Source organism: Pseudomonas viciae, assembly GCF_004786035.1.
GTDB lineage: Bacteria > Pseudomonadota > Gammaproteobacteria > Pseudomonadales > Pseudomonadaceae > Aquipseudomonas > Aquipseudomonas viciae.
Genome location: NZ_CP035088.1, coordinates 4,552,399 through 4,579,266 on the forward strand (window position 1 = coordinate 4,552,399; position 26,868 = coordinate 4,579,266).

The window sequence follows — 26,868 nt, forward strand, 5'->3', positions numbered from 1 at the left end:
GGCCGCCGCTGTTTAGGCGGCGGCCTTTTGTTCATGCCACATCAGCTGCCTTGCGCAGCCTTGGCGGCTTGCATCTGGCGAGCCTGTTCGGTCAGCAGTGCCTTTTCCTCGGGGCTCATCGCGTCCATGCGCAGGCGCACCTGGGCGATTTTTTCCAACTGCCCCGGGCTGCTCTCCACTGCCCGCAAGGCCAGTGCCAACGACGCCACGGTCGGATGATCGAAGACCAGCCCCGGATGAATGTCGCACTGCAACAACTTGCGAATACCGGCCACCAACTTGATCACCAGCAACGAATGCCCACCGGCGGCGAAGAAGTCGCGGTCGATGCCCAGTCGTTCCAGCCCAAGCAATTGCGCCATGCGTGCGGCGAGCAATTGCTCCAGCGCATCGCGCGGTGCAGCGTCTTGATCATCCGCCGCCACATCCGCCCACTGCTGCAGCGCCTTGCGATCGATCTTGCCGTTGGCCAGGCGCGGGAACTGTTCGATCAATTGCAGGCGCTGTGGAACCATCACACTGGGCAGGCGCGCGCTCAGCTCAGCACGTACAACGTCCAGCAAGCCCGCCGACAGCCCCTGCTGCGCCACGACAAAGGCCAACAGCCCCTGCTCGGTCGATGCCGCCGGCAGCACCAGTGCTTCGGCCACCTGGGGCAGGCGCAGAAGCTCGGCCTCGATCTCTGCCAGTTCAATGCGGAACCCGCGCACCTTGACCTGCTGATCGCGCCGACCGTGCAACTGGATCGCCCCGTCCACGCGATAACGCGCCAGGTCGCCGCTGCGATACAAACGCTGCGCCGGATCGAACGGACTCTGGATGAACGCCTGCTCATCGGCCTGGGCATTCAGATAACCCCGACATAACTGCGCGCCGCCCAGGTAGACCTCGCCCAGCATACCCACCGGCGCCACACGCAGATCGGCGTCCAGCACGTAGACCTGGTTGTTGCCCAGCACCTGGGTCAGCGCCGAACAATCGTCGACAGCGCCGTGCAGTGACAACGGATGAATCATCACCCCGACCGTGGCTTCGGTCGGCCCGTAGTGGTTGAACACCCGGCAATCGCTGCGCAAGCGGGCGATGCGCTCGATCAACGGCGCCGCAATCGGCTCGCCACCCAGCACCAGGGTACGCGGCAATGTCGCCTGTTCACTGTCGAGCAGCGCCGCAAGGTGCGACGGCACGATCTTCAGGCAGTCGATCTGCTGCTGTTGCAGGTACTGGGCAAACAACGCGCCGTCCTGCATCTGCTCATCGCTGGCCACATGCAGGGTCGCGCCATTGAACAACCCGCCAAACAGCGTGGTGTTGCCCAGGTCCGCCGCTACGGTGGAACTGAAACCGACGTTTTTGCACTGGGCAAGTCCCAGTGCCTGACTGGCCTGGGCGGTGTAGTTGCGCAACTGCCGATGCTCGATCACCACGCCTTTGGGCACACCGGTGGAGCCCGACGTAAACAACACATAAGCGATGTCGTGGCCTTGGGTGGCGAGCGCTGGCAATGGCGCCGGCGACTGACTCAACTGCGCCGCCGTCAGGGCTTTATACGGTTGATCCTGCCAGGCCGGCAGATGCGCCGCATCGGTGAGCAACAGTGCCGCGCCGGCCTGTTCCAGCATCAACGCCTGGCGCGCCTGGGGCCACTGAACATCCAGTGGCAGATACGCCGCCCCCAAACGCCAGCTCGCCAGCATTGCAATCACCAGCTCCGCCGAGCGCGGCAACGCCAGCGCGACAATCGAACCGGCGCCCACGCCTTGGTGCTTGAGCCCCAGCGCCATACTGTCGACCCGGGCCTGCAACTGGCCGTAGCTCAATTGCAGATGAGCGTCGGTCAGGGCGATGGCGTCTGGTGTATGAGTTGCCAGATCGGCGATGCGCTGCGGCAGATAACGGCCATCCGCCAAAGCCTGCATCGGCGGATTGATCGCCAGCAAGCGCTGCTCCTGGGCGCGACTGAGCAGGCTGAGCTGCGCGAGTGCTCGGTGGGGCGCGGCCAGGATCGAGGCCAACAGCACGCCGTACTGTTCCAGTACCGCGTTGGCCGAGGCTGACGAATAACGCGAACTGGCGTAATGCAGATTGAGCGTGGCGTGGCGCTCGTTCAATTGAACCTGCATCAGCAACTCGAACGGATCTGCCGGCACATGCACGGACTCCGAGGCCGCCCAGTTCAGACCGCCACTGTTCCCGCTAGCGCTCGCCTGCCCCAGCGTAAAGCCGTAGGCCGGACCCGCCGCTTCAGGCGCTAGATCCGGCGCCCAGTATTCCTGCCAGGTGCGATGGGCTTCAAGACGCGCCGCCAGCTCGTCCAACCACTCGCTGAACGACGCGGTGGCAGGCAACGAAACGCACAGCGGCAGGGTTTTCTCGAACACACCCACGGCATTGGCGAAGTATTCATAGTCGTCGCGGCAGTCATGGCGCACACCGACCAAGGCCTGCTCAAGCCCGCTCAAACGCCCCAGCAACACCCACCAGGCGCCTTGCAGCACAGTGGCCAGCGGCTGGCCAAGCTGCTCGGCCAGATTGTGCAAAGCCTCGCGTTGAGCCGGCTCCAGGCTCAGCGATACGTGGCTGTCGGCGGCACCTGTCTCACCGCTGGTGCTGCGCGCCGCCAGCCATGGCGTGGCGATGTCTGCCTGCATCCCTTGCAAGTGTTGCCGCCAGTAAGCTCGTGCGCTGGCGGCGTCTTCATCCAGCACCACTTCACTGCGCCATTCCAGGTACTGGGCAAACTCACCCGGTGCTTCGTCTTCCTCTGCCTGAACCCCCGCGTAGGTTTGCTGGATGTGTTCAAGCAGCAGATTCAGCGACTGCGCATCGGCACTGGAGCGGGCGATGCCCAGCACCAGTCGCCATTGCCGGGGCGCCAGGCGATAGAGCACGGCCTGGACGCTTTCCGATTCGCCAACCACAAAAGCGCGGCCCATCGATTCCTGGATCTGCGCCTGGACCTCCTCGGCCCGTTGCTCGCCCGACTGCACCGTCAGCGGGAAGCGAGTGGCACCGACGGCGGCCTGACGCAAACCGTGGAAACCGGGTACCTTGGCCAGCCGCGCCAGCAACATCGGCTGCTGTGCCAGTTGCGTATCGAACGCCACCTGCAAGCGCTGCGGATCGAGATCGCCGTCAATGACCACGTCCAGCCAGCGCAAGGCCTGGCCACAGGTCGCCGTGCCGGGCAGTTGTTCGAGCGTCCTTTGTTGCTCGGGTGTCAGGGCAAAACCCGGGTTGTGCGCGTCCATCGTGACCTCGTTCATGCTCCGGCTTCCTCGGTATTGAGTGCGCCCTGGGCGGTTTGCCCGGCGGCCAACGGACGCTCAAGGCTGCTGCGTTCATACATATCGCCCATGGCGACCACGATCTTGCGTGGCCCCTCGAACGGATCGCGGGCGTGGGCCACCAACATGTTGTCGAGCAGGATCACATCGCCTTTCTGCCAGTCGAAACGCACCGCGCAGGCTTCGTACAACTCACCGATGCGCGCCATCACCTCATCTTCAATCGGTGTGCCGTCGCCGTAATACACATGCCGGGGCATGCGCTCGAGACCGAACATCGACAGCAGGTCTTGCCGCACGTCCGGGTCCAGCCAATAGATGTGGTGCAATTGCACCTGATTGAAGAACGACTTCTCCCCGGTGATCGGGTGGGTGATGATCGCCGGCCCCGGCGTGCGGGTCTGCAACTCATCGTTATCGAGCCAGCGCCATTGAATGCCACCCGCCCGGCAACGGGCCTCGACTTCGCGACGGTCCTCGGTCTTGAAGAAGTGCTGCCACGACACATCGAGTTTGTCGGTGAAGGTGCGCACGTAGAGCAGGCCTTTGTCTTCGAACTTCTCGCGAAGGTCCGCCGGCAACCTTTCATACATCAAGCGGCAATCCACCACCGGGGTCGCCCCGCCCACAGGCGCGGCCTGCTCGCAATAGAACATCTGCTTGCGCGGCCAGCGGTCCTGATGGGAGCTTTCGTTGTGGAACAGAATCATCTTGCGCTCGGGGTACGGCGTGGAACGGTAGGTGTTCTTGCCCCCCTCCTTCTTCGGCAGGTCGCCGTACTGACCATAAAGCCCTGGCTGGATGGCTTCGGCAAACGCTTCAAAGCCCTGGATGCCATCCAGTTCGAAACCGCGGAACAGAACCCCCGCATGCTCAGCGAGCTTTTGCTCGATCAACGGCCGGTTCTGCTGAATCCACTCGATGACATCCAGATGGGGCTCACCCGGTTCCAGCATCAAGGGAAAACGTTGCGGTGCAGCCACCAATGATTCCCGCACCCGCGCCGCACGAGGCTTGGCGAGCGGTGTCACGGAGCGCTTGAGAAACTTGCCCAGTTTGTCGGCCTTGGGCCCTGGGACGGTGGCAGGCGTGACGGCTGCCGCCAAGTGGTCGACTGGCATGCTGATAGCTCCCAATTGAATGTCCTGATCAGCGACGATCTGTTCCAACAGGGCTGTCCAGGCCTGAATCAGGTGCTGAATGCGCTCATGTCCGAACAAGGTTGTGGCGAATTGCCAATTACCGCGCAATTGCCCTTCTTCTTCGTCAACGAACAACGCCATGTCGAATTTAGAATGGGTCTCCAGCGCCGGCAGGAACTCCATGCTCAATCCCGCCATGGACCGTGGGCGCACCGGCACGTTGTTCATCACGAACAACACCTGCAGCAACGGGTTCATGCCCTTGTGTCGCGCTACGCCCGAGGCTTCGACGATCTGATCGAACGGCAGATCCTGATGCTCCAGCGCGTCGAGCAGATTGTCCTGGGTGTGTGCCAGGAAGCTGGCGAACGTGGCCTCGGCGTCCAAGTGCGAACGCAGGGGCAACACGTTGACGAAGAAACCGATCAGCCGCTCCAGCTCCGGTTGTTCGCGACCGGCCACGTCGGCGCCGAGTACCATGTCTTGCGCACCGCTGACCCGATGCAACAACACCTGGAAAGACGCCAGCAGCGTGCTGTACAACGTGACCCCGGCCTCGCTGGATAACCGCCGCAATGCCCCAGTCAAGACACTGGAAAGCTGGAACTGCAGCGCATCGCCGTCATAGGACGCGGTCTGGCCCCGAGGGTTGTCCAGCGGCAGGTTCAGGCGTCCCTCGTAGCCGCTGAGGCGGTGTTTCCAGTACTCGGCCTGACGCGCCAGGACGCCCTGTTCTTCCAGCGCCTGCTGCCACAGCGCGAAGTCCTGGTACTGAACCTCCAGGGGCGCCAAAGGCATCGGTTTGCCGGTGAGGGACGCCTCATAGACCTGCACCAGTTCGTCGACCAACAGCCCCATCGACCAGCCATCGAAGATGATGTGATGCATGGCGTACAACAACACATGTTCGCTCGGCCCCAGGCGCAGGATCCGCCCGCGCAACAGCGGTGCCTGCTCCAGGTCGATAGGAGTACGTGCGTTCTCCAGCGTCGCCCGGACCACCTGTTCCTGCTGGGCAGCGGGTGAGAGATCGGACAGGTCGATCAGCGGGAAGTCCAGTTGCACCTCATCGGCAATCAACGCCAGCGGATCGCCTTCTTCGTCCTGGACATACGCAGTACGGAGCACGTCATGGCGGCGCACCACTTCGGCAAAGCTGCTCATCAGGTGTTCCACCGACAACCCACCGCACAGGCGCAGCGCCATGGGCATGCCATAGGCCGACGTGCCGCCGGACAGTTGTTCGGCGATCCACAACCGTCGCTGCACCAGCGACAGCGGTGCCGAGCGCCGCGGCCCATGGGCCTTGAGCCGAACCCCACGGGAATCACCCGCGCGAACCTGCCCCTCCACGTTCCCGGCCATCAGCGCCGCCAGCGCCTTGAGCTGCGGATGATTGAACAGGTCACGCAGACTCAGCGGATAGTCCGTCAGCTTGCGCAAACGTGAGACGGCCTGGGTTGCCAGCAACGAGTGGCCGCCGCGTTCGAAGAAATGATCGTTGCGACCGACCTGTTCCAGCTCCAGCACCTCTTGCCAGACACCGGCAATCTGTTGCTCCAGCGCCCCTTCGGGCGCCACGAAGCCTTGCTGCGGCTGGCTGGCATCGAAGCGAGGCAGCGCCTTGCGTTCCAGTTTGCCGTTAGGGCTCACCGGCATGCGTTCGAGCAGGACCCAGTGCTGTGGGACCATGTAGTCCGGCAAATGCTGGCTCAAGTGGGCCTTCAATGCCTGCTCGAATTCGTGGTCGATACCGCCATCGGCGCTCAACAACGCAGGGGATTGCGGCACCACATAGCCCACCAGCAGCGTGCCGTCCTGAGCGATCACCACGGTTTCGCGGACCTCGGCATGTTCGGCCAGACGCGCCTCGATTTCACCCAGTTCGATGCGCAGGCCACGGATTTTCACCTGATGGTCCATGCGCCCGGCGTACTCGATGACGCCGTCGGCACGGTAGCGCGCCAAGTCGCCGGTACGGTACAGACGCGCACCGTCACCGAACGGGCTGGTGACGAAGCGCTCGGCCGTCAACGACGGACGAGCATGGTAACCGCGAGCCAGACCTTCACCGCCCAGGTATAACTCGCCCGTCACCCCCACCGGCAACGGCGCCAGGTTGTGGTCGAGGATAAACGTACTCAGGTTGGCAATCGGCTGACCGATCGGCACCGCGTCGCGGCCCTCGTCCACGCAGGTCCAATGGGTTACGTCGATGGCCGCTTCGGTGGGGCCGTACAGGTTGTACAGGCCGGCCGCCGGCAACTTGGCGAACACCTGCAACTGGGCGTCCACCGGCAAGGCTTCACCGCTGCAAATAATCCGCGTCAGGCTCTGGCAATCGCCGACCGCGGGGTCTTGCATGAACACCTGCAACATCGAAGGCACGAAGTGCAAGGTGGTGATCTGCTGCGTGGTGATCAGCTCGATCAGTTGTTCCGGATCGCGGTGGGCCTCCGGTGGCGCCATCACCAGGGTCGAACCGGTCAGCAGTGGCCAGAAAAACTCCCAGACCGACACATCGAAACTGAACGGTGTTTTTTGCAGTACACGGTCGCTCGCGTCCAGCCGATAGGCGTCCTGCATCCAGCACAAACGGTTGACCAGGGCCGAATGCCGGTTGCCCGCGCCCTTGGGTTTGCCGGTGGAGCCGGAGGTATAGATCACATAGACGAGGTTTTCACCATGGAGCTCGACCAGCGGATTGGCCTCGCTGCGGCCGGCCAGCCAGTCGCCCGGCTGGTCCAGCACCAGGCTGCGCAGACCCGCCGGTAGCGGCAACTGTTCAAGCAAATGGCGCTGGGTCAGCAACAAACCAATGCCGCTGTCTTCAAACATATAAGCCAGGCGATCCTGTGGATACTCAGGGTCCAGCGGCACATAGGCGCCACCGGCCTTGAGGATCGCCAGCAGGCCGACGACCATTTCCACCGAACGCTCCACGGCGATGCCCACCAGTACATCTGGCCCGACGCCCTGCTCCATCAGCACATGGGCCAGTTGGTTGGCCTGGGCATTGAGGGCCGCATAGCTCAGCCGTTGCCCGGCACATACCAGGGCACACGCATCAGGCGTCTTGGCCACCTGCGCTTCAATCAACTGCTGCACGCTGCGATCGAGCGGGTACGGCGTCGCGGTGGCGTTCCAAGCCTGCTGGGCCCGTTGCTGTCCGGCATCGAGCAACGACAGTTGCCCCACCGAGCGCTCGCCGCCGAGCACCATCTGCTCCAGGAGATAACGCAGGGACTGGCCGATACCGGCAATGTCGTCTGGGGCGAAGCTGGCGTGGCTGTAGCTCAAGAGCAACGACAGCGTGTCACCCAGGTTCACCGCCAGGGTCAGTGGATAGTTGGTTTGTTCGTGATTGGCCACGTCGCCGAAGCGCAACGTGTCCGGGGCGCCCTGCTGCAACGCCTGGGACACCGGATAGTTCTCGAACACCAGCAACGTGTCGAACAGCGCCGCACCGCCCTGCCCGGCCCAGCGCTGGATGTCGAACAGCGGCGTGTGTTCGTGCTCGCGCAGGCTCAGGTTGCGCCCCTGGACCTCTTGCAGCCATTGGCCGATGCGCTGCTCCGCCCGCGGGCTGCCAACCAGCGGCAAGGTGTTGATGAACAGACCGATCTGTTGCTCGACGCCGGGGATATGCGCCGGACGTCCGGCCACCGTGGCGCCAAAGGCAACCACCGATTGCCCGGTGCAACCTTGCAGCAACAACTGCCAGGCCGCTTGCACCAGTGTGTTGACCGTCACTTTCTGCTCACGGGCAAAGGCATGCAGCCGCGCCGTGGCATGGCTATCGAGCACCAGCTCGTGTTCGCCGTGGCCGGCGCTTGCCTCGCCGCGATGATCCCGGGCGAAGGCTCCGGCAAGGTGGGTTGGCTCGTCCAGTTCGGCCAGTTGCGCCGTCCAGAATTGCTCGCTGGCCTGTGGGTCCTGGAGCGACAACCAGTCGATGTAGTCCCGGTAGCGTCCGGATGTCCGAGCCGGTGCCTGACCGCTGTAGCGTTGCAACACTTCGCCGAGCAACTGCGAGTTGCTCCAGCCGTCCATCAGGATGTGATGGCTGGTGTAGATCAGGTGATAGCACTCCTCTGCCACGCGCACCACCAGCAAGCGCAACAGCGGCGCCGCATCCAGCTCGAAACCCTGCTGGCGCTGCGCCAACGCCAGGGCGTCCAGGTCCAGGGATGGATCCGCGGCGGCGCATCCATCGTGGAACAGGAACGCAACCTCCATCTGCTTGTGAACGACCTGCAGCGCCCGCTTGAAATCGCCCTCCCAGACGAAACTGCTGCGCAGCACTTCATGGGCATCCACGACCGCCTGCCAGGCCTGGCGGAAGCGCTCGACGTCCAGACCTTCGACGTCAACCCGCAGTTGGTTGATGTAGTGACCGGCCTGTTGCTCATACAGCGAATGGAACAGCATGCCCTGCTGCATCGGCGACAACGGGTAGATGTCTTCGACGTCTCGCGGCGTCAGGGGCAATGCGTCCAGCTGGGCCTGGTTCAACCCGGCCAGCGGGAAGTCCGACGGTGTGAAGCCCTGGTGCCGGGTCTGGCAGCAGTGTTCGATCAAGGCCTGCAACTCTTGAGCGTATTCCAGGGCCAGCCGCTGGATCGTCGACTCATCGAACATTTGTGTGCTGAAGGTCCAGTCGATGCTCAACTCGCCCGCATAGACGCTGCCGTTGAGCGTCAGCCAGTTGTCCAGCGGCGCCAGCGGGCTCTGTGGGGTGCCCGCCGGTTCGCTGGCCGGGATAAACAGCCCGTCGGCGTCATCGCTGAATCCGCTGTCGAACTGGCCCAGGTAGTTGAAGGTGATGCGTGGCATGGGCAGCGCCGCGAGGGTGCGCCGTGTCTGCGCATCGCCCAGGTAGCGCAGCACACCGAAGCCGAGCCCTTTGTCGGGTATCGCGCGTAGTTGCTCCTTGATCGCCTTGAGCGAATCCTCAAGGGTCGCCGCCGGGGTCAGCCGCAGCGGGAACAGGCTGGTGAACCAGCCAACGCTGCGGCTCAGGTCCAGGCCATCGAACAGCGCCTCACGGCCATGACCCTCCAGCTGAATCAAGGTCGAGGCCTCGCCGGTCCAGCGACCGATCACCCGCGCCAGGGCCGTCAACAGCAGATCGTTGACCTGGGTGCGGTAGGCCGCCGGCGCTTGCTGCAAGAGTCGTTTAGTCTGGTTCTTGTCCAGGCGCGTCTGCACCTGAGCCTCGTGACACCTGCGCAATTCACCCTCAGGCCGGTCACAGGGCAAATCGTTGCGAGCGCCCTCAAGCTGCCCTTGCCAATAAGCCATCTGCGCCTGTAGCGCCGCGCTGCCGGCATGGGTTTCCAAGCGTTGCGCCCAGGCCTGGGTGGCACTGGTCTTGGCCGGCAGTTTCGGGGCCTGGCCGGCTTGCAGTTGTTCATAAGCCTGTTGCAGGTCTTCCAGCAAAATGCGCCAGGACACACCGTCCACCACCAGGTGATGAATCACCAGCAACAACCGTTGGCTGCCATCGGCCAGGCTTGCCAATACCCCGCGCACCAAGGCGCCGCTTTCCAGTTCCAGGCTGCGCTGGGCTTGTTCGGCCAAGCGTTCCAGCGCCAGGGCATCGGCCACCTCGGCGGTCCACAACAGCGGTGAGCGCTGCCAAACCGCTTCTTGCTCTGTGAGGGTTTGATGGCGGGCGGTCCAGGTGTCGTTCTCGCGCACGAAGGCCAGGCGCAAGGCATCATGGTGAGTCACCACGGCCTGCAACGCCTGCTCCAGATGCCCGGCGTGGACCGGTCGCAGCCCCTTGAGCAGCACCGACTGGTTCCAGTGATGGGGCTCGGCCATGTCCTGTTCGAAAAACAATTGCTGGAACGGCAGCAACAGCACATTCCCCGTCACCGGGCCCTGGTCAATGCCGGGGCCGCTGTCACCCAGGGTCGCCACGCTGGCGAGCCCCTGGATGGTCTGGTGGACGAACAGATCCTTGGGGCTGAAATGGATCCCGGCCTGCCGCGCCCTGCTCACCACCTGGATGGAGATGATCGAATCGCCCCCCAGCTCGAAAAAGTTGTCACTGACACCCACTTGCTCGCGGCCGAGCACGCTTTGCCAGATAGCGGCCAGTGCCTGTTCGAGGGCGGTGATCGGTGCGATGTAGGCCTTGGGATTGGCGCTGATATCGGCTTTGGGCAGCGCCTTGCGCTCCAGTTTGCCGTTGGGGCTGACCGGCAGCTTTTCCAGCCACACCCAGTGCTGCGGCACCATGTAGTCGGGCAAGGACTGGCTCAAATGTTTCTTGAGGCGGCCTTGCAACGCCTGGCGAACGGCGTCATCGGCGTTCAGCAGTTCAGCGCGTGCCGGCACCACGTAGGCCACCAGCAAGCTACCGTCCTGAGCGATGACGACGGTTTCGCGCACCTCGTCATGCTCGGCCAGGCGCGCCTCGATTTCACCCAGTTCGATGCGCAGGCCACGGATTTTCACCTGATGGTCCATGCGCCCGGCGTATTCGATCACGCCATCGCTGCGGTAGCGCGCCAGGTCACCGGTGCGATACAGCCGCTGACCGTGGCCGAAGGGACCGGTCACGAAGCGCTCGGCTGTCAGCGCCGCGCGCCGATGGTAACCACGGGCCAAGCCCTCGCCCGCCAGATACAACTCACCAATCACCCCCACCGGCACCGGCGTCAGCTCATCATCGAGAATGTAGGTGCCCAGGTTGGCAATCGGCTGGCCAATCGGCACGCTGTCGCGCCCCTCTTCGACACAGGTCCAGTGGGTCACGTCGATGGCCGCCTCGGTCGGGCCATAGAGGTTGTAGAGACCGGCATTCGGCAGTTTGGCGAACACCTGCTGCTGGGCATCCACCGGCAGGGCTTCGCCGCTGCAAACGATGCGCGTCAGGCTGGTGCATTCGGCCACCTGAGGGTCTTGCACAAATGCCTGCAACATCGACGGCACGAAGTGCAGCGTGGTAATGCGCTGCGCGGTGATCAACTCGATCAGTTGCGTCGGGTCGCGATGCACGCCCGGCGCGGCCACCACCAGGGTCGAGCCGGTCAGCAGCGGCCAGAAGAACTCCCACACCGACACGTCGAAACTGAACGGCGTTTTTTGCAGCACGCTGTCCGTGGCATCGAGCTGGTAGGCCTGCTGCATCCAGCACAGCCGGTTGACCAGGGCCGAATGGCGATTGCCCGCGCCCTTGGGTTTGCCGGTGGAACCGGAGGTGTAGATCACATACGCGAGGTTTTCACCATGGACCGCGACGTCCGGATTGCTCTCACGGCCTGGGTGCGGCCCGGCGTCCGGCAGGTCCAGCACCAGGCTGCGCAGCCCGTCCGGGATCGGCAACTGTTCCAACAGATGCTGCTGGGTCAACAGCAAACCGATGCCGCTGTCGTTGAACATGTAGGCCAGGCGATCCTGGGGATACTCAGGGTCCAGCGGCACATAGGCACCGCCGGCCTTGAGAATCGCCAACAGCCCCAGGACCATTTCCACCGAACGTTCCACGGCGATGCCCACCAGCACATCCGGGCCCACGCCCTGCTCGATCAGTGTGTGAGCCAAGCGATTGGCCCGGGCGTTGAGCTCGGCGTAGCTCAGGCGTTGCTCGCCGAACACCAGCGCCGGGGCGTCCGGGGTCCTGCGCACCTGATCTTCGATCAGCCCCTGGACACTGCGATCAAGCGGGTAGGAAACCGCCGTCGCATTCCAGTCGACGAGCATGTGCCGCCGCTCGTCAGCGTCCAGTAACGTCCACTGCGCAACGGGACGATGCAGATCCTGCACCAAGCCTTGCAACAGGTTGAGCCAATGCCGCCCCATACGCTCGATGGTGGCTGGCTCGAACAGGTCCGTGGCGTAGATCAGCGCGGCGTGCAGGCCTTGTGGGCTGTCGGTGGTCTCCAGGCTCAGGTCGAACTGCGCGGTGCGCTGCTCCCAGCCTAGGGGTTCGACCGTCAGGCCCGGCAAGGCGTTTTCAAAGGTCGAGGCACTCTCGTTGCGATGGTTGAACATGGCCTGGAACAGCGGGCTGTGACTCAGGTTACGCTGCGGCTGCAAGGCATCGACCAATTGCTCGAACGGCAGGTCTTGATGCATCTGCGCCGCCATGGCCGTCTGCTTGAGCTGTTGCAGCAAACCGGCGCCGGTCAGATCGCCATGGAACTCAGCGCGCAGCACCTGGGTGTTGACGAAGAAGCCGATCAGTCGCTCGGTTTCCAGGCGCTGGCGGTTGGCAATCGGCACGCCGACGCGGATGTCGGCCTGGCCGCTATAACGATGCAACAACGCCTGGAAAGAACCGAGCAACAATACGAACAGCGTGGCGTTTTCCCTTCGGGCCAAAGCTGTGAGGGCATCGCTCAGCGCGCGATCCAGCACAATCGGCAAACGCGCACCGCGCAGGCTCTGCTGCGCCGGGCGCGGATGGTCCGTGGACAGTTCCAGCAGCGGCTGCTCACCGCCCAGTTGCCCGGTCCAGTAGGCCAGTTGGCGCTCCCGTTCACCGGCCGCCATCCATTGGCGCTGCCAGACCGCATAGTCAGCGTATTGCACCGCCAGCGCGGGCAACAGCGCGGGCTGCCCCTGCGCGAAGGCTGAATACAGGCTCATCAGGTCGTCGACCATCACCTGCAATGACCAGGCGTCGGACACGATGTGATGCAGGGTCAGCACCAGAATGTGCTCCTGCTCACCCAATTCCAGCAACGCCACGCGCAGCAGCGCATCGTTCAAGAGATCGAACGGGGCTTGCATCTGCTGTTCGATGAAGGCCTGGACATTGGCCTCATCCTCGCCGGCCAGGCGCCGTTCGACGAAGTCGACCTGCCCTTGCGCACGGATCACCTGGCAGGTGCCGCCATCGTTCTCCACAAACAGGGTGCGCAAACTTTCGTGACGCGCCACCAGGGCTTCAAAACTGCGGCGCAGGGCGATTTTGTCCAGCGCCCCGCGCAGCCGCAGCGCGGTGGGAATGTTGTAGGCGGCGCTGTCGGGGTCCATTTTCCACAGGAACCACTGGCGCTCCTGGGCAAACGACAGCGGCAGCGGCTGGTCACGGGACACCGGCACCATCGCCAATGGTTGTTCAGCTTGGCCGAGGTCGAAGGCATTGACGAAATCGCGCAACGTGCCGTGCTCGAACAGGCTGCGCAGCGGCACCTCGATCCCCAGTATCCGGCGGATTCGCGAAACCACCTGGGTGACCAACAGCGAGTGCCCGCCCAATTCGAAAAAGTTGTCCTCCAGCCCGACCCACTCAAGCTTGAGCACCTCCTGCCAAATCGCTGCCACCTGTTGCTCATGTTGACTGCGCGGTGCCACGTATTCCTGTTGCAAATCGCCGACGTCGGGAGCCGGCAGCGCCTTGCGATCGACCTTGCCGTTGGGCGTCAACGGCAGTTGCGCCAGGAACAGCAGGTGCGCCGGGACCATGTACTCGGGCAGTTGCGCCTTGAGCGCAGCTTTGAGCGAAGCGCGTAACGCAGACTCGTCCACTACTTCTCCGGTCGCGGGCACCACGTAACCCACCAGTTGCGCACCGGTCGGGCCGTCATGGGCCACCACCACGGTTTCCCGCACGCTGTCCTGGGCCAACAGCGCCGCTTCGATTTCCCCCAGCTCGATGCGCAAGCCGCGAATCTTGACCTGATGGTCGATGCGGCCGATGTACTCGACCACGCCTTCGGCCCGATAGCGAGTCAGGTCGCCGGTGCGGTACAGCCGCTCGCCGGTGGTGGAGAACGGGTCCGGCACAAAACGTTCGGCGGTCAGGGCCGGGCGTTGGAAGTAACCGCGCGCCAGGCCGTCGCCACCGATCAGCAGCTCACCCGGCGCGCCGGGCGGGTTGAGTGTCAGGTCGCTGCCGACGACGTACAACGCGGTGTTGTCCAGGGGCTTGCCGAGGTACGGACGGCTGCTTTCGCGGTTCAAAGGATGCAGCGCCGACCAGATCGTGGTTTCGGTCGGACCGTAGAGGTTCCAGACCTTCGGCGACAGCGCCAGGAGTCGTTGCGCCAACTCTTGGGGCAATGCCTCGCCGCCACACAGGAAAGTGCGCCCGGTCAGCAGCGCAGCGTGCTCATGATCCAACAGCATGCGCCAGCTCGAAGGCGTGGCTTGCAGCACGGTCACGTCGTGACGCTCAATCAGCGCCAGCACCGCTTGCGGATCCTGGTGGACGTTCTGGCCGGTCAGCACCACGCTGGCCCCCGCCGACAGGGGCCCGTAGATCTCCAGGCCAAAAATATCGAAGGAAAACGTCGTCAGCGACAGCATGCGATCACTGGCCGCCAGGCCGGGTTGGGCAATCATGCTGGTGACGAAATTGCTCAGCGCGCCATGGCGCACCATCACGCCCTTGGGTCTGCCGGTGGAGCCGGAGGTGTAGATCACGTAGGCCAGGTGTTCGGCGCTCAGCGGCACCGCCGGGCAAGTGTGCGGTGCCTCCTGCAACGCGGCGTCGGGCTGGTCCAGCAACAGGGTTTGCAGGGTTGGCGGAATCGGTAATACCGTCTGCAAACGGGCCTGGGTCAGCAGCAGTTCGATGCCGCTGTCCTCAATCATGTAGGCCAGGCGATCCTCGGGGTACGCCGGGTCCAGCGGCACATAGGCGCCGCCGGACTTGAGGATCGCCAGCAGGCCGACAATCATCTCGACGCTGCGCTCCACAGCGATGCCCACGCGCTGGTCCGGCGTCACACCCAAGGCAAGCAAGCGGTGGGCGAGCTGGTTGGCCCGCGCGTCCAGTTGCCCGTAGGTCAGGGCTTGTCCATCGATGGTCAGCGCCAGTGCGTCCGGGGTCACGCGGGCCCGTTCGGCGATGCGCTGATGCACACACGTCGCGGGGCCATGATCGACCTCACGGCGCCAGTCCTGCTGCGTCAGACGCTGCTGGGCGCTGTCGAGCAACGGCAACTCGCCGATCCGTTGCTGCGGCACAGCGACGATACCTTGCAGCAGGTTCTGCCAGTGATGGGCCAGGCGTTCGATGGTCTGCGGTTCGAACAGGTCGGTGGCGTAGGTCAGTTCCGCGGCGACGCCCTGCTCGGTTTCATAAGTGCCCAAGGTCAAATCGAACTGGGCGGTGCGCCCTTCCCACACCAGGTCTTCGATGCCCAGCTGCGGCAAGTGCATCTGCCGGACCTGGGCAGCACCCGAGGTCTGATGGTTGAACATGACCTGGAAGATCGGACTGTGGCTGAGGCTGCGTTCCGGTTGCAGGGCCTGGATCAACTGCTCGAATGGCAAGTCCTGATGCGCCTGGGCCGCCATGGCCGACTGCTTGACCTGATCGAGCAAGCGTTCGAACGGCAGTTGCCCATCGACATGGGCGTTGAGCACCTGGGTGTTGACGAAAAAGCCGATCAGGCCCTCGGTCTCGACCCGGTTGCGGTTGGCCACCGGCACGCCGACGCGGATCTGCGGCTGGCCGCTGTAGCGGTGCAACAAAGCCTGGAACGAGGCCAGCAGCACCATGAACAGGCTCGCCCCTTGGCGCTGGGCCAGTTGCTTGAGCGCTGCCCCCAATTGCGGCGGCAGGTTCAAGTCCAGGCGCGCACCGCGAAAACTTTGCACGGGCGGGCGCGGATGATCGAACGGCAACTCCAGCACCGGCTGTTCGCCACCCAAAGTCTGGAGCCAATAGGCCAACTGGCGCTCACGCTCACCGGCCTCGAGCCAGTGGCGCTGCCAGATCGCATAGTCGGCGTATTGCACCGTCAATTCCGGCAACGCCAGCGACTCGCCGGCCGTGTCAGCGGCGTAGTGGCGGACCAGCTCATCCACCAGCACCTGCATCGACCAGCCATCGGCAATGATGTGGTGCTGGATCAGCACCAGCACGTGATCGTCCTCGGCGATTTTCAACAACGAAACCCGCAGCAACGGTCCTTGGCGCAGATCGAACGGGTGGGCGATTTCGCGTTCGACGAAAGCCTTGATGCTCTCGTCCTGGCTGGCCGGCGAACCGGCGGGCAACGCCTCCAGCGCAATAGACAAAGGCATTTGCGGATGGATGACCTGCACGGCTTGCTCACCGCGCTCGATGAAGGTGGTGCGCAAGCTCTCGTGACGCTCGACCAGGGCGTTGAAGCTGCGCTCCAGGGCCGGCACGTCCAACTGCCCTTTGAGGCGCAGGGCACTCGGAATGTGATAAGCCGAGCTGTGCGGATCCATCTGCCACAGGAACCACTGGCGTTCCTGGGCGTAGGAAAGCGGGACGTCTTCGAACCCGCCACGGACCTCGGGAATGGGCAAGTTGGCCGGCGAGACGCCCTCTTCGAGCATCTTCTCCAGGTACAGCCTGCGTTTGTCCAGCGGCAGAGTGATAAAGCGCTTGGCAATCCTCAAAGCAACACTCTTATCCATCAGACTTCCTCCATTTCATCAAGCAGGGCTTCCAGCTTGTTCAGTTTCTGTTCATTGATTGGCCCGTCCCCGGTGTCCAGTTGCGCGACAAAATCCTTCAGGACGGGGTGCTGGAATATCAGTTGCGGGGTCAGCGTCAGCCCCAGTTCGAGGGCCAGGCGCGAGACGGCATTGACCGCCAGCAGCGAATGGCCGCCCAGCTCGAAGAAGTGATCGTGCAAGCCCACGCGTTCCACCGTGAGCACCTCGGCCCAGATCGCCGCGACCTGCTGTTCAAGTTCACTGGCCGGCGCGACATAACCGGCCTGCAACAGGCCAGTCTCCACGCCCGGCAGCGCCTTGCGGTCGAGCTTGCCGTTGGGGGTCAGGGGCAACTGATCGAGGAACAGCAGGTGCGCCGGAATCATGTAGTCGGGCAAGTGCTCCCTGAGCCCGGCCTTGAGTTGATCGCGCAGTGCACGTTGGGCTTCGGTGGCATCCAGGTTCAGCGCCGGGGCGACCACGTAGGCCACCAGTTGCTGGCCGCCTGCTGCGTCCTGGGCCAGGACGGCCACCTCACGCACCTCGGCTTGCTGCAGCAACCGCGCTTCGATTTCCCCCAGCTCGATACGGAAGCCGCGGATCTTCACCTGATGGTCGATGCGGCCCTGGTATTCGAGCACGCCATCGGCGCGATAACGGCACAGGTCACCCGTGCGGTAGAGGCGTTCGCCATTTGTGGAAAACGGGTTGGGTACGTACTTCTCGGCGGTCATCGCAGCGCGGCCAAGGTAGCCCCGGGTGATGCCCGCGCCGCTCAGGTACAACTCCGCCGATACGCCTTGGGGCACCGCTTGCAGGTCGGCGTCCAGCAGGTAGCTGGCGGTGTGCTTGAGGGGCCGGCCGATGTTTGCCGTACCGCCAGCAGTACGGCGGGTCCAGGTGGAATAGGTGGTGTCTTCCGAAGGGCCGTAGAGGTCGTAGACGTGCTCGCTCCCACAGTACAGGGCGTCCACCAAACTTTGCTTCAAGGGCTCACCGGCCAGGTTGATGATGCGCACGCTGGCCGGAATATCACCGTTGCGCTGCAACGCGGCGATGGCCGAGGGCACGCTGTTGATCAGGCGCACCTGATCCCGGGCCGGCAGCTGCGGCAACTCCAGCGCGTTGCGGGCGATGATCAGCGAGCCGCCGTTGGCCAGGGTCACGAACAGCTCCCACACCGACAGATCGAAGCACACCGACGTCGAGGCCAACACGCCCTGAATGTCATCGCGGCTGTAGACCGATTTGGACCAGTCGATCAGCGCCAGCACGTTGCGATGGGCAATCGCCACGCCCTTGGGCTTGCCGGTGGAGCCGGAGGTGTAGATCACGTAGGCGAGGTTGTCTGGGGTGACCTGGGTGTGCGGGGCGTTCAGCGGGTAGTGCGTCAAGTCGAGCTGATCGAGCAGCAACACAACGGTCTCGGCCGGAACGCTCAGCGTCGCCGCCACCGCGTGTTCAGTCAGCAGCACTCGCGCACGGCTGTCGTCGAGCATGTAGGCCACGCGTTCGGCCGGGTAGTCCGGGTCCAGCGGCACGTAGGCGCCACCGGCCTTGAGCACCGCCAGCAAGGCGATCAGCAACTGCTCGGAGCGCGGCATTGCCACGCCCACTCGCACTTCCGGGCCCACCCCAAGTTCGATGAGCTTATGGGCCAGGCGATTGGCGTGAGCGTCCAGTTCGCGGTAGCTCAGACGCGTGTTGGCGAAGGTCACCGCCTGGGCCTCTGGCGTGGCTTGAACCTGACGCGCAATCATCTGGTGAATGCACAGCGCTTGCTCGAACGGTGCGTCAACCGGGTTCCAGTCATGGGTCAGGCGCTGATGCTCATCGAACTCAAGCATCGACAGCTCACCCAGGCAGCGCTCGCCATCGGCGGTCATCTGCCCCAACAGTTGGGTCAGATGCGCCGCCAGGCGCGCCACGCTGGCGGGCGCAAAACTGGCCCGCTGGTAGCTCATGTGCACTGACAACTGCCGATCCAGGCCCACCAACAGCGTCAACGGGTAGTTGGTCTGCTCCTGGGTGGCCACCGGGCCGAAGCGCAGGCCGTCCGGCGCGCCCCGCTCCAGGGCCTGGGCAATCGGGTAGTTCTCGAACACCAACAGGCTGTCGAACAGCGCTTCACCGCCCTGCCCGGCCCAGCGCTGGATGTCCAGCAACGCGGTGTGCTCGAACTCCCGCAGCGCCAGGTTCTGCCCTTGCACCGCTTGCAACCAACTGTCCAGGGACTGCTCGGCCCGCGGGCTGGCGATCACCGGCAAGGTGTTGATGAACAGACCGATCTGCTGCTCGATGCCCGGCAGATCCGCCGGGCGCCCGGCCACCGTTGCGCCGAAGGCCACGGTGTCTTTGCCGGTGTAACGCTGCAACAGCAGCAGCCATGCCGCCTGCACCAAGGTGTTGACGGTGACTTTCGAGGCACGGGCGAAGACCTCCAGGCGGCGGGTCAGCGTTTCGTCCAGCACCTGCTTGTGATCACCATAACCGCCATCGGCCTGCGCCGGCTTCGGCATGACGTCGGCCAGGCGCGTCGGGGTCTCCAGGCGTTGCAACGCAGGCGTCCAGAACGCTTCGCTGGTGGCCGCGTCCTGGCGTTGCAGCCAGGCAATGTAATCGCGATAACGACCGGACGGACGGGCCACGGCGTCACCCCGGTAGTGCTGCAAGACTTCGCCGAGCAGCTGCGCGCTGCTCCAACCATCCATCAGGATGTGATGGTTGGTGTAGATCAGGTGATGACGATCCGTGGCGGTGCGCACCAGCACCAGGCGCATCAGCGGCGCCTGGGTCAGGTCCACGCCTTGGGCACGTTCTTCATCAGCCAGGGTTTGCAGGGCGCCATCAAGGTCGGCATGCCCGCTCCAGTCGAGCACACGGAACGGCACCTCGACCCGGCGCTGGACGATCTGCACCGGCTGCGCCAGATCGCCCTGCCAGAAGAAGCCGCTGCGCAGAATGTCATGGGCATCGACCGCCGCTTGCCAGGCCGCCCGGAAGCGTTGCGGATCGACGCCTTCGACGTCGAGGCGCAGTTGGTTGATGTAGTCGCCGCCCTGTTCGAGCAAGGTATGAAAGAGCATGCCCTGCTGCATCGGCGACAGCGGGTAGAGGTCATCGATGGCCTGGGGGTGTGGGACCAGTGTGTCCAGTTGCGCCTGGGTCAGCCGCGCCAAGGGAAAATCCGACGGCGTCACGCCACCGCTGTGGTGGTCGCAGCAATGGGCGATGAGCGCCGTGAGTTCTTGCACGTAGTCATCGGCCAGGCGCTGGATGGTCGCGGCGTTGAACAGGTCCTCGCTGAAGGTCCAGCTCAAGTCCAGCTCGCCGCCGAACACTTGGCCGTCGAGGGCCAGCGGACTGCCCAGCGGCCCCTGCATGTTCACTTCTTCGCCGCCACGCTCAGTGGTCGGCACGAACAAGGCATCATCGGCGCCATCGAAACTGCCGTCGAACTGACCGAGGTAGTTGAAAGTCAGTTGCGGTTTCGCCAAGCCTTGCAGGGTTTGACGCGCATGTTCATCACCCAGGTGCGCCAAGGCACCAAAGCCAATGCCCTTGTTGGGGATGGCGCGCAGTTGTTCCTTGATCTGCTTGAGCGAGGCGCCAAGATCGGCAGCCGGGGTCAGTTTCGCGGGGAACAGGCTGGTGAACCAGCCGACGGTACGGCTGAGGTCGACGTGGGCGAACAGATCTTCACGACCGTGACCTTCGAGCTGCACCCAGACACTGTCCGCGCCGGTCCAGCGCACCATCACCCGCGCCAGTGCGGTCAGCAACAGGTCGTTGACCTGGGTGCGATAGGCCGCCGGGGCTTGCTGCAACAGTTGCCGAGTGAGGGTTTTATTCAGTGCCGTGCGAATCGTCACGGCTTGGCTATGCTGCTGGCCGCCCTGGGGATTGTCCCACGGCAACCCCGCCGCGGCGCCTTGCAACTGTTGCTGCCAAAAGCCCAGCTCGGCCTGCAAGGGCGCGCTGGCGGCGTAGTCCTGCAACGCTGCAGCCCAGGCTTTGACCGCGCTGGTCTTGGCCGGCAGTTGCACCGCGGTGCCCGCCAGGGTCTGGCGATAGGCGCTTTGCAGGTCTTCGAACAGAATCCGCCAGGACACACCGTCCACCACCAGGTGATGGACGATCAGCAGCAACCGCTGCGTGCCGTTGGCGAGGTTCGCCAGCAGCCCACGGATCAGCGACCCGCCGTCCAGTTGCAGGCTGCGCTGGGCCTGATTGCCCAGCACTTCCAGCTCGGCGAGATCGGCGACGTCGGCTTGCCACAGCAGCGTGCCGGCGACCTGCGCCTCGACCTCGCGATAACGCGCGGTCCAGCCTTCGTCCTGCTCGATAAAGTCCAGGCGCAAGCTGTCGTGGTGCGCGACCAGCGCGCCCAGGGCCCGCTCCAGCGCCTGGGCATCCAGCGCCTGGGTCGGCTTGAGCATCACCGATTGGTTCCAGTGATGACGGCCAGGGACCGGCTGGGCGAAGAACCACTGATGAATCGGCAGCAGCGCGGTTTCGCCGGTCACCGGTTGCTGGTCGATCGCTTGCAGCGGTGCGCCGGTCTGCGCCACGGCAGCCAGGGCCTCAATGGTCTGGTGTTGAAACAGATCCTTCGGCGTGAAGTGAATACCCACCAGCCGGGCGCGACTGACCACCTGGATCGAGACGATGGAATCGCCGCCCAGTTCGAAGAAGTTATCCCGCAGGCCAACTTGCTCGAGCTTGAGCACGTCCTGCCAGATCGACGCCAGTTGCTGCTCCAGCTGGCTGCGCGGCGCTACGTAGGTGTGCTGCAAGTGGCTGACGTCGGGCTTGGGCAGGTTCTTGCGGTCGAGCTTGCCGTTGGGGGTCAGCGGCAGGCGGTCGAGCAGCAGCAGATAGGCCGGGACCATATGCGCCGGCAAGGTCGCCTTGAGCTGTTCGCGCAGGTGCTCGGCAAAATCCTTCGGCGCGGGTGCATCGGCCACCACATAGGCAACCAGGCGCTTGCCGCTACCAGCAGCCCCTTCCTGAGCCACCACCACCGCTTCGCGCACGCCCTCGAGGGCTTGCAGGCTGGCTTCGACTTCACCCAGCTCGATGCGGAAGCCACGGATCTTCACTTGGTTGTCGATGCGATCGAGGTAATCGAACGTGCCGTCGGCGCGCTGGCGCACCAGGTCGCCGGTGCGGTACAGCAAGCCGCCTGCAGCGCTGAACGGATCCGCGACAAAGCGCTCGGCGGTCAGGCCCGGACGGTTCAGGTAACCCCGGGCCAGCCCACTGCCGCCCAAGTACAGTTCACCGGCCATGCCTTGGGGCAGCAGGTTCAGGTCAGCGTCCAACACGTAGGCACTGCGGTCGCCAATTCGGCTGCCGATGGGTGCATACGCGGCGCCACACGCCACGTCACGGCCGGCCTTCCAGATCAGCGGCGTGACCACGGTTTCGGTCGGGCCGTAGCCGTTGATGATGAAGTCCGGATCCAGGGCGCGCTTGACCCGCTCGAAACTGGCATTGGGCACCGCATCACCGCCGAAGCAGTAGATGCGCACTTTCGGCGGGTTGCCCTCGCGTTCGGCGTGTTCGGCCAGTTGTTGCAGGTACACCGGCGGGAACGCCACCACCGTCACGCCGTGCTCGCGCATCGCGTTGTAGGTCTGCTCCGGGGTCCACAGGCTGTCATCGCGAATCAGCAGCGAAGCACCGTGGGTCAGGCTGGTGAGCCAGCGCTCATGGGCACCGTCGAAGGCGAAGGACATGAAATGGAATTCGCAATCGCTGCTCTGCATTTCATAACGTTCGCCGATGGCCTGGCAGTGCATCGCCAGCGGACCATGGGCCACGCTCACGCCTTTGGGGTTGCCGGTGGAGCCGGAGGTGTAGATCACGTAGGCGAGGTTCTGCGGATCGACGGTGATCGACGGTGCATCCGCCGGTTGCAGGCTCAGGTCCAGGCGATCGAGCTCCAGCACCTGGGCAGCGGCTTCCAGGGGAAGTTGCGCCGACACCCGGGAATCGGTGAGCAACAGCGCCAGCCCCGAATCCTCGATCAGGTAGGCCAGGCGTTCACGGGGGTAGCTGGTGTCCAACGGCACGTAGGCAGCGCCGGCCTTGAGCACCGCCAGTAGCGCGACAATCACCCCTTCGCTGCGCGGCAGGGCCACGCCGACCCGGGTTTCCGGGCCCACGCCACGGGCAATCAGCGCGTGGGCCAGTTGGTTGGCCCGGCGGTCGATCTCGCCATAGCTGAAGCGCTGACCGTCGAAGATCACCGCCGTGCTGTGCGGTTTTAGCGCCGCCAAATGGGCGATGCGCTGGTGTACGGCGATGTCGGTCGGGTATGGCTGCGGGTGGTTGGCAGCCTGTTGCGCCCTGTGCTCCTCGTCATCGGCCAGGGCGATCTCGCCGAGGCGACGCTCGGCGGAGTCGGCAAACCGCTCCAGCAGGTGCAGCAGTTGCGCGCTCAAGCGCTCGATGGTTGCGACGCTGAAATGCGCCTGATCGAAACTCATGTGCAGCGCCAGCGTCTCGCCCAAGGTCACGCCCAGGGTCAGCGGGTAGTGCGTCTGATCCTGGTTGGCGACTTCGCCGAACACCACACCTTGGGCGGTGCCGCGTTGCAACGCCGCGGAAATCGGGAAGTTCTCGAACACCAGCAGGCTGTCGAACAGCGCGCCACCGCCCTGCCCTGCCCAGCGCTGGATGCTCGCCAGCGGCGTGTGCTCGAACTCGCGCAGGCTCAGGTTCTGCGCCTGCACGGCGGCCAGCCAGGCCGCGACCGTCTGGTCCGGACGCGAGCCGGCGATCACCGGCAAGGTGTTGATGAACAGGCCGACCTGCTGCTCGATGCCCACCAGCTCCGCCGGCCGCCCGGCCACGGTGGTGCCGAACGCCACGCAGGCGCTGCCGGTGTAACGCTGCAACAGCAACAGCCACGCCGCTTGCACCAGGGTGTTGACGGTGACTTTCTGCTGGCGGGCGAACGCGTTGAGCCGTTCCGTGCGCGGCGCGTCCAGCGTGTAATGCTTGAGCGCATGAGCGCTTTCGCTGCGCACTTCTGCACTCGCCGCGGCGGCGTTTGCCAGCACGGTCGGCTCCTGCAGATCGGCCAGTTGCTCCAGCCAGAACGCTTCGCTGAGGGCGGCGTCCTGACGCTGCAGCCACTGGATGTAATCGGCATAGCGGCTGACCGGGCGCGGCGGCTGTTGACCGGCATAACGCTGCAGGACTTCGCCGAGCATCTGCGCGCTGCTCCAGCCGTCCATCAGGATATGGTGGTTGGTGAAGATCAGGTGATGACGCTCATCGCTCAACTGAATCAGCGTGACCCGCAGCAGCCCGGCCTGGGTCAGGTCGAAGCCCTTGGCCAGGTCAGCGGCAATGAAATCCTCGAGGGCCTGGGCGGCGTCATGACGGCCGCGCCAATCGAGCAAGGTGTAGGGCAGCGCCAGACGGCGGTGGATGATCTGCAACTGCTCTTGCAACTCGCCCTGCCAGATGAAACCGCTGCGCAGGATCTCATGGGCGTCCACGGTTGCCTGCCACGCCGCGCGGAAACGCTCGGGGTCCAGGCCATCGACATCCACGCACAACTGGTTGATGTAGGTGCCGGTGCCCTGCTCGTAGAGGGTGTGAAACAGCATGCCCTGCTGCATCGGCGACAGGGGATAAATGTCTTCGATAGCGGCAGCCGGCACCGGGATCGCATCCAACTGCGCCTGAGTGATGCGTGCCAGCGGGAAGTCCGACGGCGTAGCGCCCATGGCATCGACCGAGCAGCAATGGCCAATCAACGCTCCCAGTTCGCGGGCATAGTCATCGGCCAGACGGGTGATGGTCGCCTCGTTGAATTGCTCATGGCTGAACGTCCAACGCAAGTCGAGCTCGCCGTCGTAGACCTGGCCCTCGATGCCCAGCCAGTTGTCCAGCGGCGCATCAAGGCTCTGCTCGAGCCCAGCGCTTTCGCCCGCCGGGCTGAACAACGCCCCCTCCCGGGCATCGAAACTGCCATCGAACTGGCCGAGGTAATTGAAGGTGATGCACGGCAACGGCAAGGCCTTGAGACGGGCCTGTGCGGTGTCGTCGCCGAGGTAGCGCAGCACACCGAAACCGATGCCCTTGTTCGGGATCGCCCGCAACTGTTCCTTGATCTGCTTGATGGCGGCACCCACGCCATCGGCCGGGGTCAGGCGCACGGGGAACAAACTGGTGAACCAGCCGACCGTGCGGGTCAGATCGACGTCGCTGAACAACTCTTCGCGGCCATGGCCTTCCAGTTGGATCAGGGTGTCGGCCTGCCCGGTCCAGCGGCAGATCACCCGCGCCAGGGCGGTCAGCAGCAAGTCGTTGACCTGAGTGCGATACGCCGCGGGAGCCTGTTGCAGCAGTTGCTGGGTGAGGGTTTTGTCGAGACGGCTGTGCAGCACTTTAGCGTAGCGGCTTTGCCGGCTGCCTTGAGGGTTATCCCACGGCAGATCGACCACAGCGCCTTGCAGTTGCTGCTGCCAGAACGTCAGTTCAGCCTGCACGTTTTCACTGCTGGCGTAGGCCTGCAGCTGTTCGCCCCAGGCCTTGTAGGCACTGGTCTTGGCCGGCAACTTGATGGCGCCGCCGGCACTGGCCTGTTGATAAGTCCGTTGCAGATCTTCCAGCAGGATGCGCCACGACACACCGTCCACGGCCAGGTGGTGCACGGCCAATAGCAGACGCTGGCTGCCATCGGCCATGCTCGCCAGCACCGCCCGCAGCAGTGGGCCATTTTGCAGATCGAGGCTGCGCTGGGCCTTGGCACAGAGGTCTTCCAGCTCGGCAGCGCTCAGGTTGTCCGCCGTCCACAGCAGCTCAGGGTCGACCGCGATCGGCGCCACCTCGGCACGCCAGCCCGCCGGGGTTTCGATGAAGCGCGAACGCAAGGCATCGTGATGCGCCAGCAGTGCGTTGAGGGCCTGTAGCAACGCTGGTGCCTGCAACGCTAGATGGCTGCGCAACAGGACGGCCTGGTTCCAGTGGTGACGCTGGGCAATGGCGTCCTCGAAAAACACCTGCTGGATGGGCAGCAACGGCAGCTCGCCAATGACCGGTCCCTGATCGATGACCCGCCCACTGCCGCCCTGCTGCGCGACGCTCGCCAGGCCTTGTACGGTTTGATGCTGGAACAGGTCACGGGGGGTGAAATGGATCCCGGCCTGCCGCGAGCGGCTGACCACCTGGATCGAGATGATCGAGTCGCCGCCCAGTTCGAAAAAGTTGTCGGTCAGGCCGACCTGCTCCAGCTTGAGCACGTCCTGCCAAATAGCCGCGATGCCGCGCTCCAGTTCGCTGCGGGGCGCGATAAAGGCCTGCTGCAACTGGCTGGCATCGACTGAAGGCAAGGCCTTGCGGTCAAGCTTGCCGTTGGGGCTCAGCGGCAACTGCCCGAGGAACAGCAACTGGGTTGGCACCATGTAATCCGGCAGGCTGTCCTTGAGTTGCACCTTCAGGATTTCCCGCGCCGTGCTCTGTTCCTCGGCCGAGGCCGACACCAGCGACGCGTCCTTGGGCACCACATAACCCACCAACTGCAGGCTGCTGCCGCCCTGCACCGCCAGCACGACGGTTTCGCTGACCGCATCCAGCTCCAGCAGGCGTGCTTCGACTTCCCCCAGCTCGATGCGCAAACCACGGATCTTCACTTGATGGTCAACGCGACCGACGTATTCGATCTGGCCAGAGGTGTTGAAACGCGCCAGGTCGCCGGTGCGATACAGGCGCGCGCCGGTGGTGGAAAACGGATCAGGGATGAACCGTTCGGCGGTCAAGCCCGGGCGTTGGAAGTAACCGCGCGCCAGCAACTCGCCGCCAATCAGCAGCTCGCCAATCACCCCCACCGGGGTGGGCTCAAGGTGCGCATCCAGCAGATAGGTGTGCCGGCCTGGCAGCGGTTGACCAATGGGCAGGGTCAGCGGCAGTGGTCGGCGATTGAAGACGTAATCGCTGCAATCAAGAGTAGTGGCGGTGACCGTGGCTTCGGTCGGGCCGTAGGTGTTGAGCAGTTTGACCTGCTCAAGCCCGGCCCGGCGCCAGGCCTGCACGCCTTC

General features: G+C 64.3%; 3 protein-coding genes (1 of these 3 only partly in view). All 3 read right to left on the minus strand.

Annotated features, from left to right (window positions below):
- Positions 1 to 41: 41 nt before the first annotated feature.
- Tightly spaced (each overlapping or abutting the next), the 3 genes in view from EPZ47_RS19815 to EPZ47_RS19825 form a layout consistent with a single transcriptional unit that may run on beyond the window.
- The gene (locus EPZ47_RS19815; protein ID WP_135846353.1) at positions 42 to 3,266 is read right to left on the minus strand and encodes a non-ribosomal peptide synthetase; all 3,225 of its coding nucleotides are present in this window, start codon (positions 3,264 to 3,266) and stop codon (positions 42 to 44) included.
- On the minus strand, positions 3,263 to 16,789 hold the full coding sequence (locus EPZ47_RS19820; protein WP_135846354.1) for a non-ribosomal peptide synthase/polyketide synthase: 13,527 nt from the start codon (positions 16,787 to 16,789) through the stop codon (positions 3,263 to 3,265). Before EPZ47_RS19820 ends, EPZ47_RS19815 begins: the two co-directional genes overlap by 4 nt.
- Positions 16,789 to 26,868, minus strand: partial view of a non-ribosomal peptide synthetase gene (locus EPZ47_RS19825; protein ID WP_135846355.1) — the 3' portion only. Its footprint extends 2,355 nt past the window's final position; only the last 10,080 of its 12,435 coding nucleotides appear in the window; its start codon lies beyond the right edge, outside the window — the gene reads right to left on this strand; the stop codon is at positions 16,789 to 16,791. The genes EPZ47_RS19820 and EPZ47_RS19825 overlap by 1 nt, the downstream gene beginning before the upstream one ends.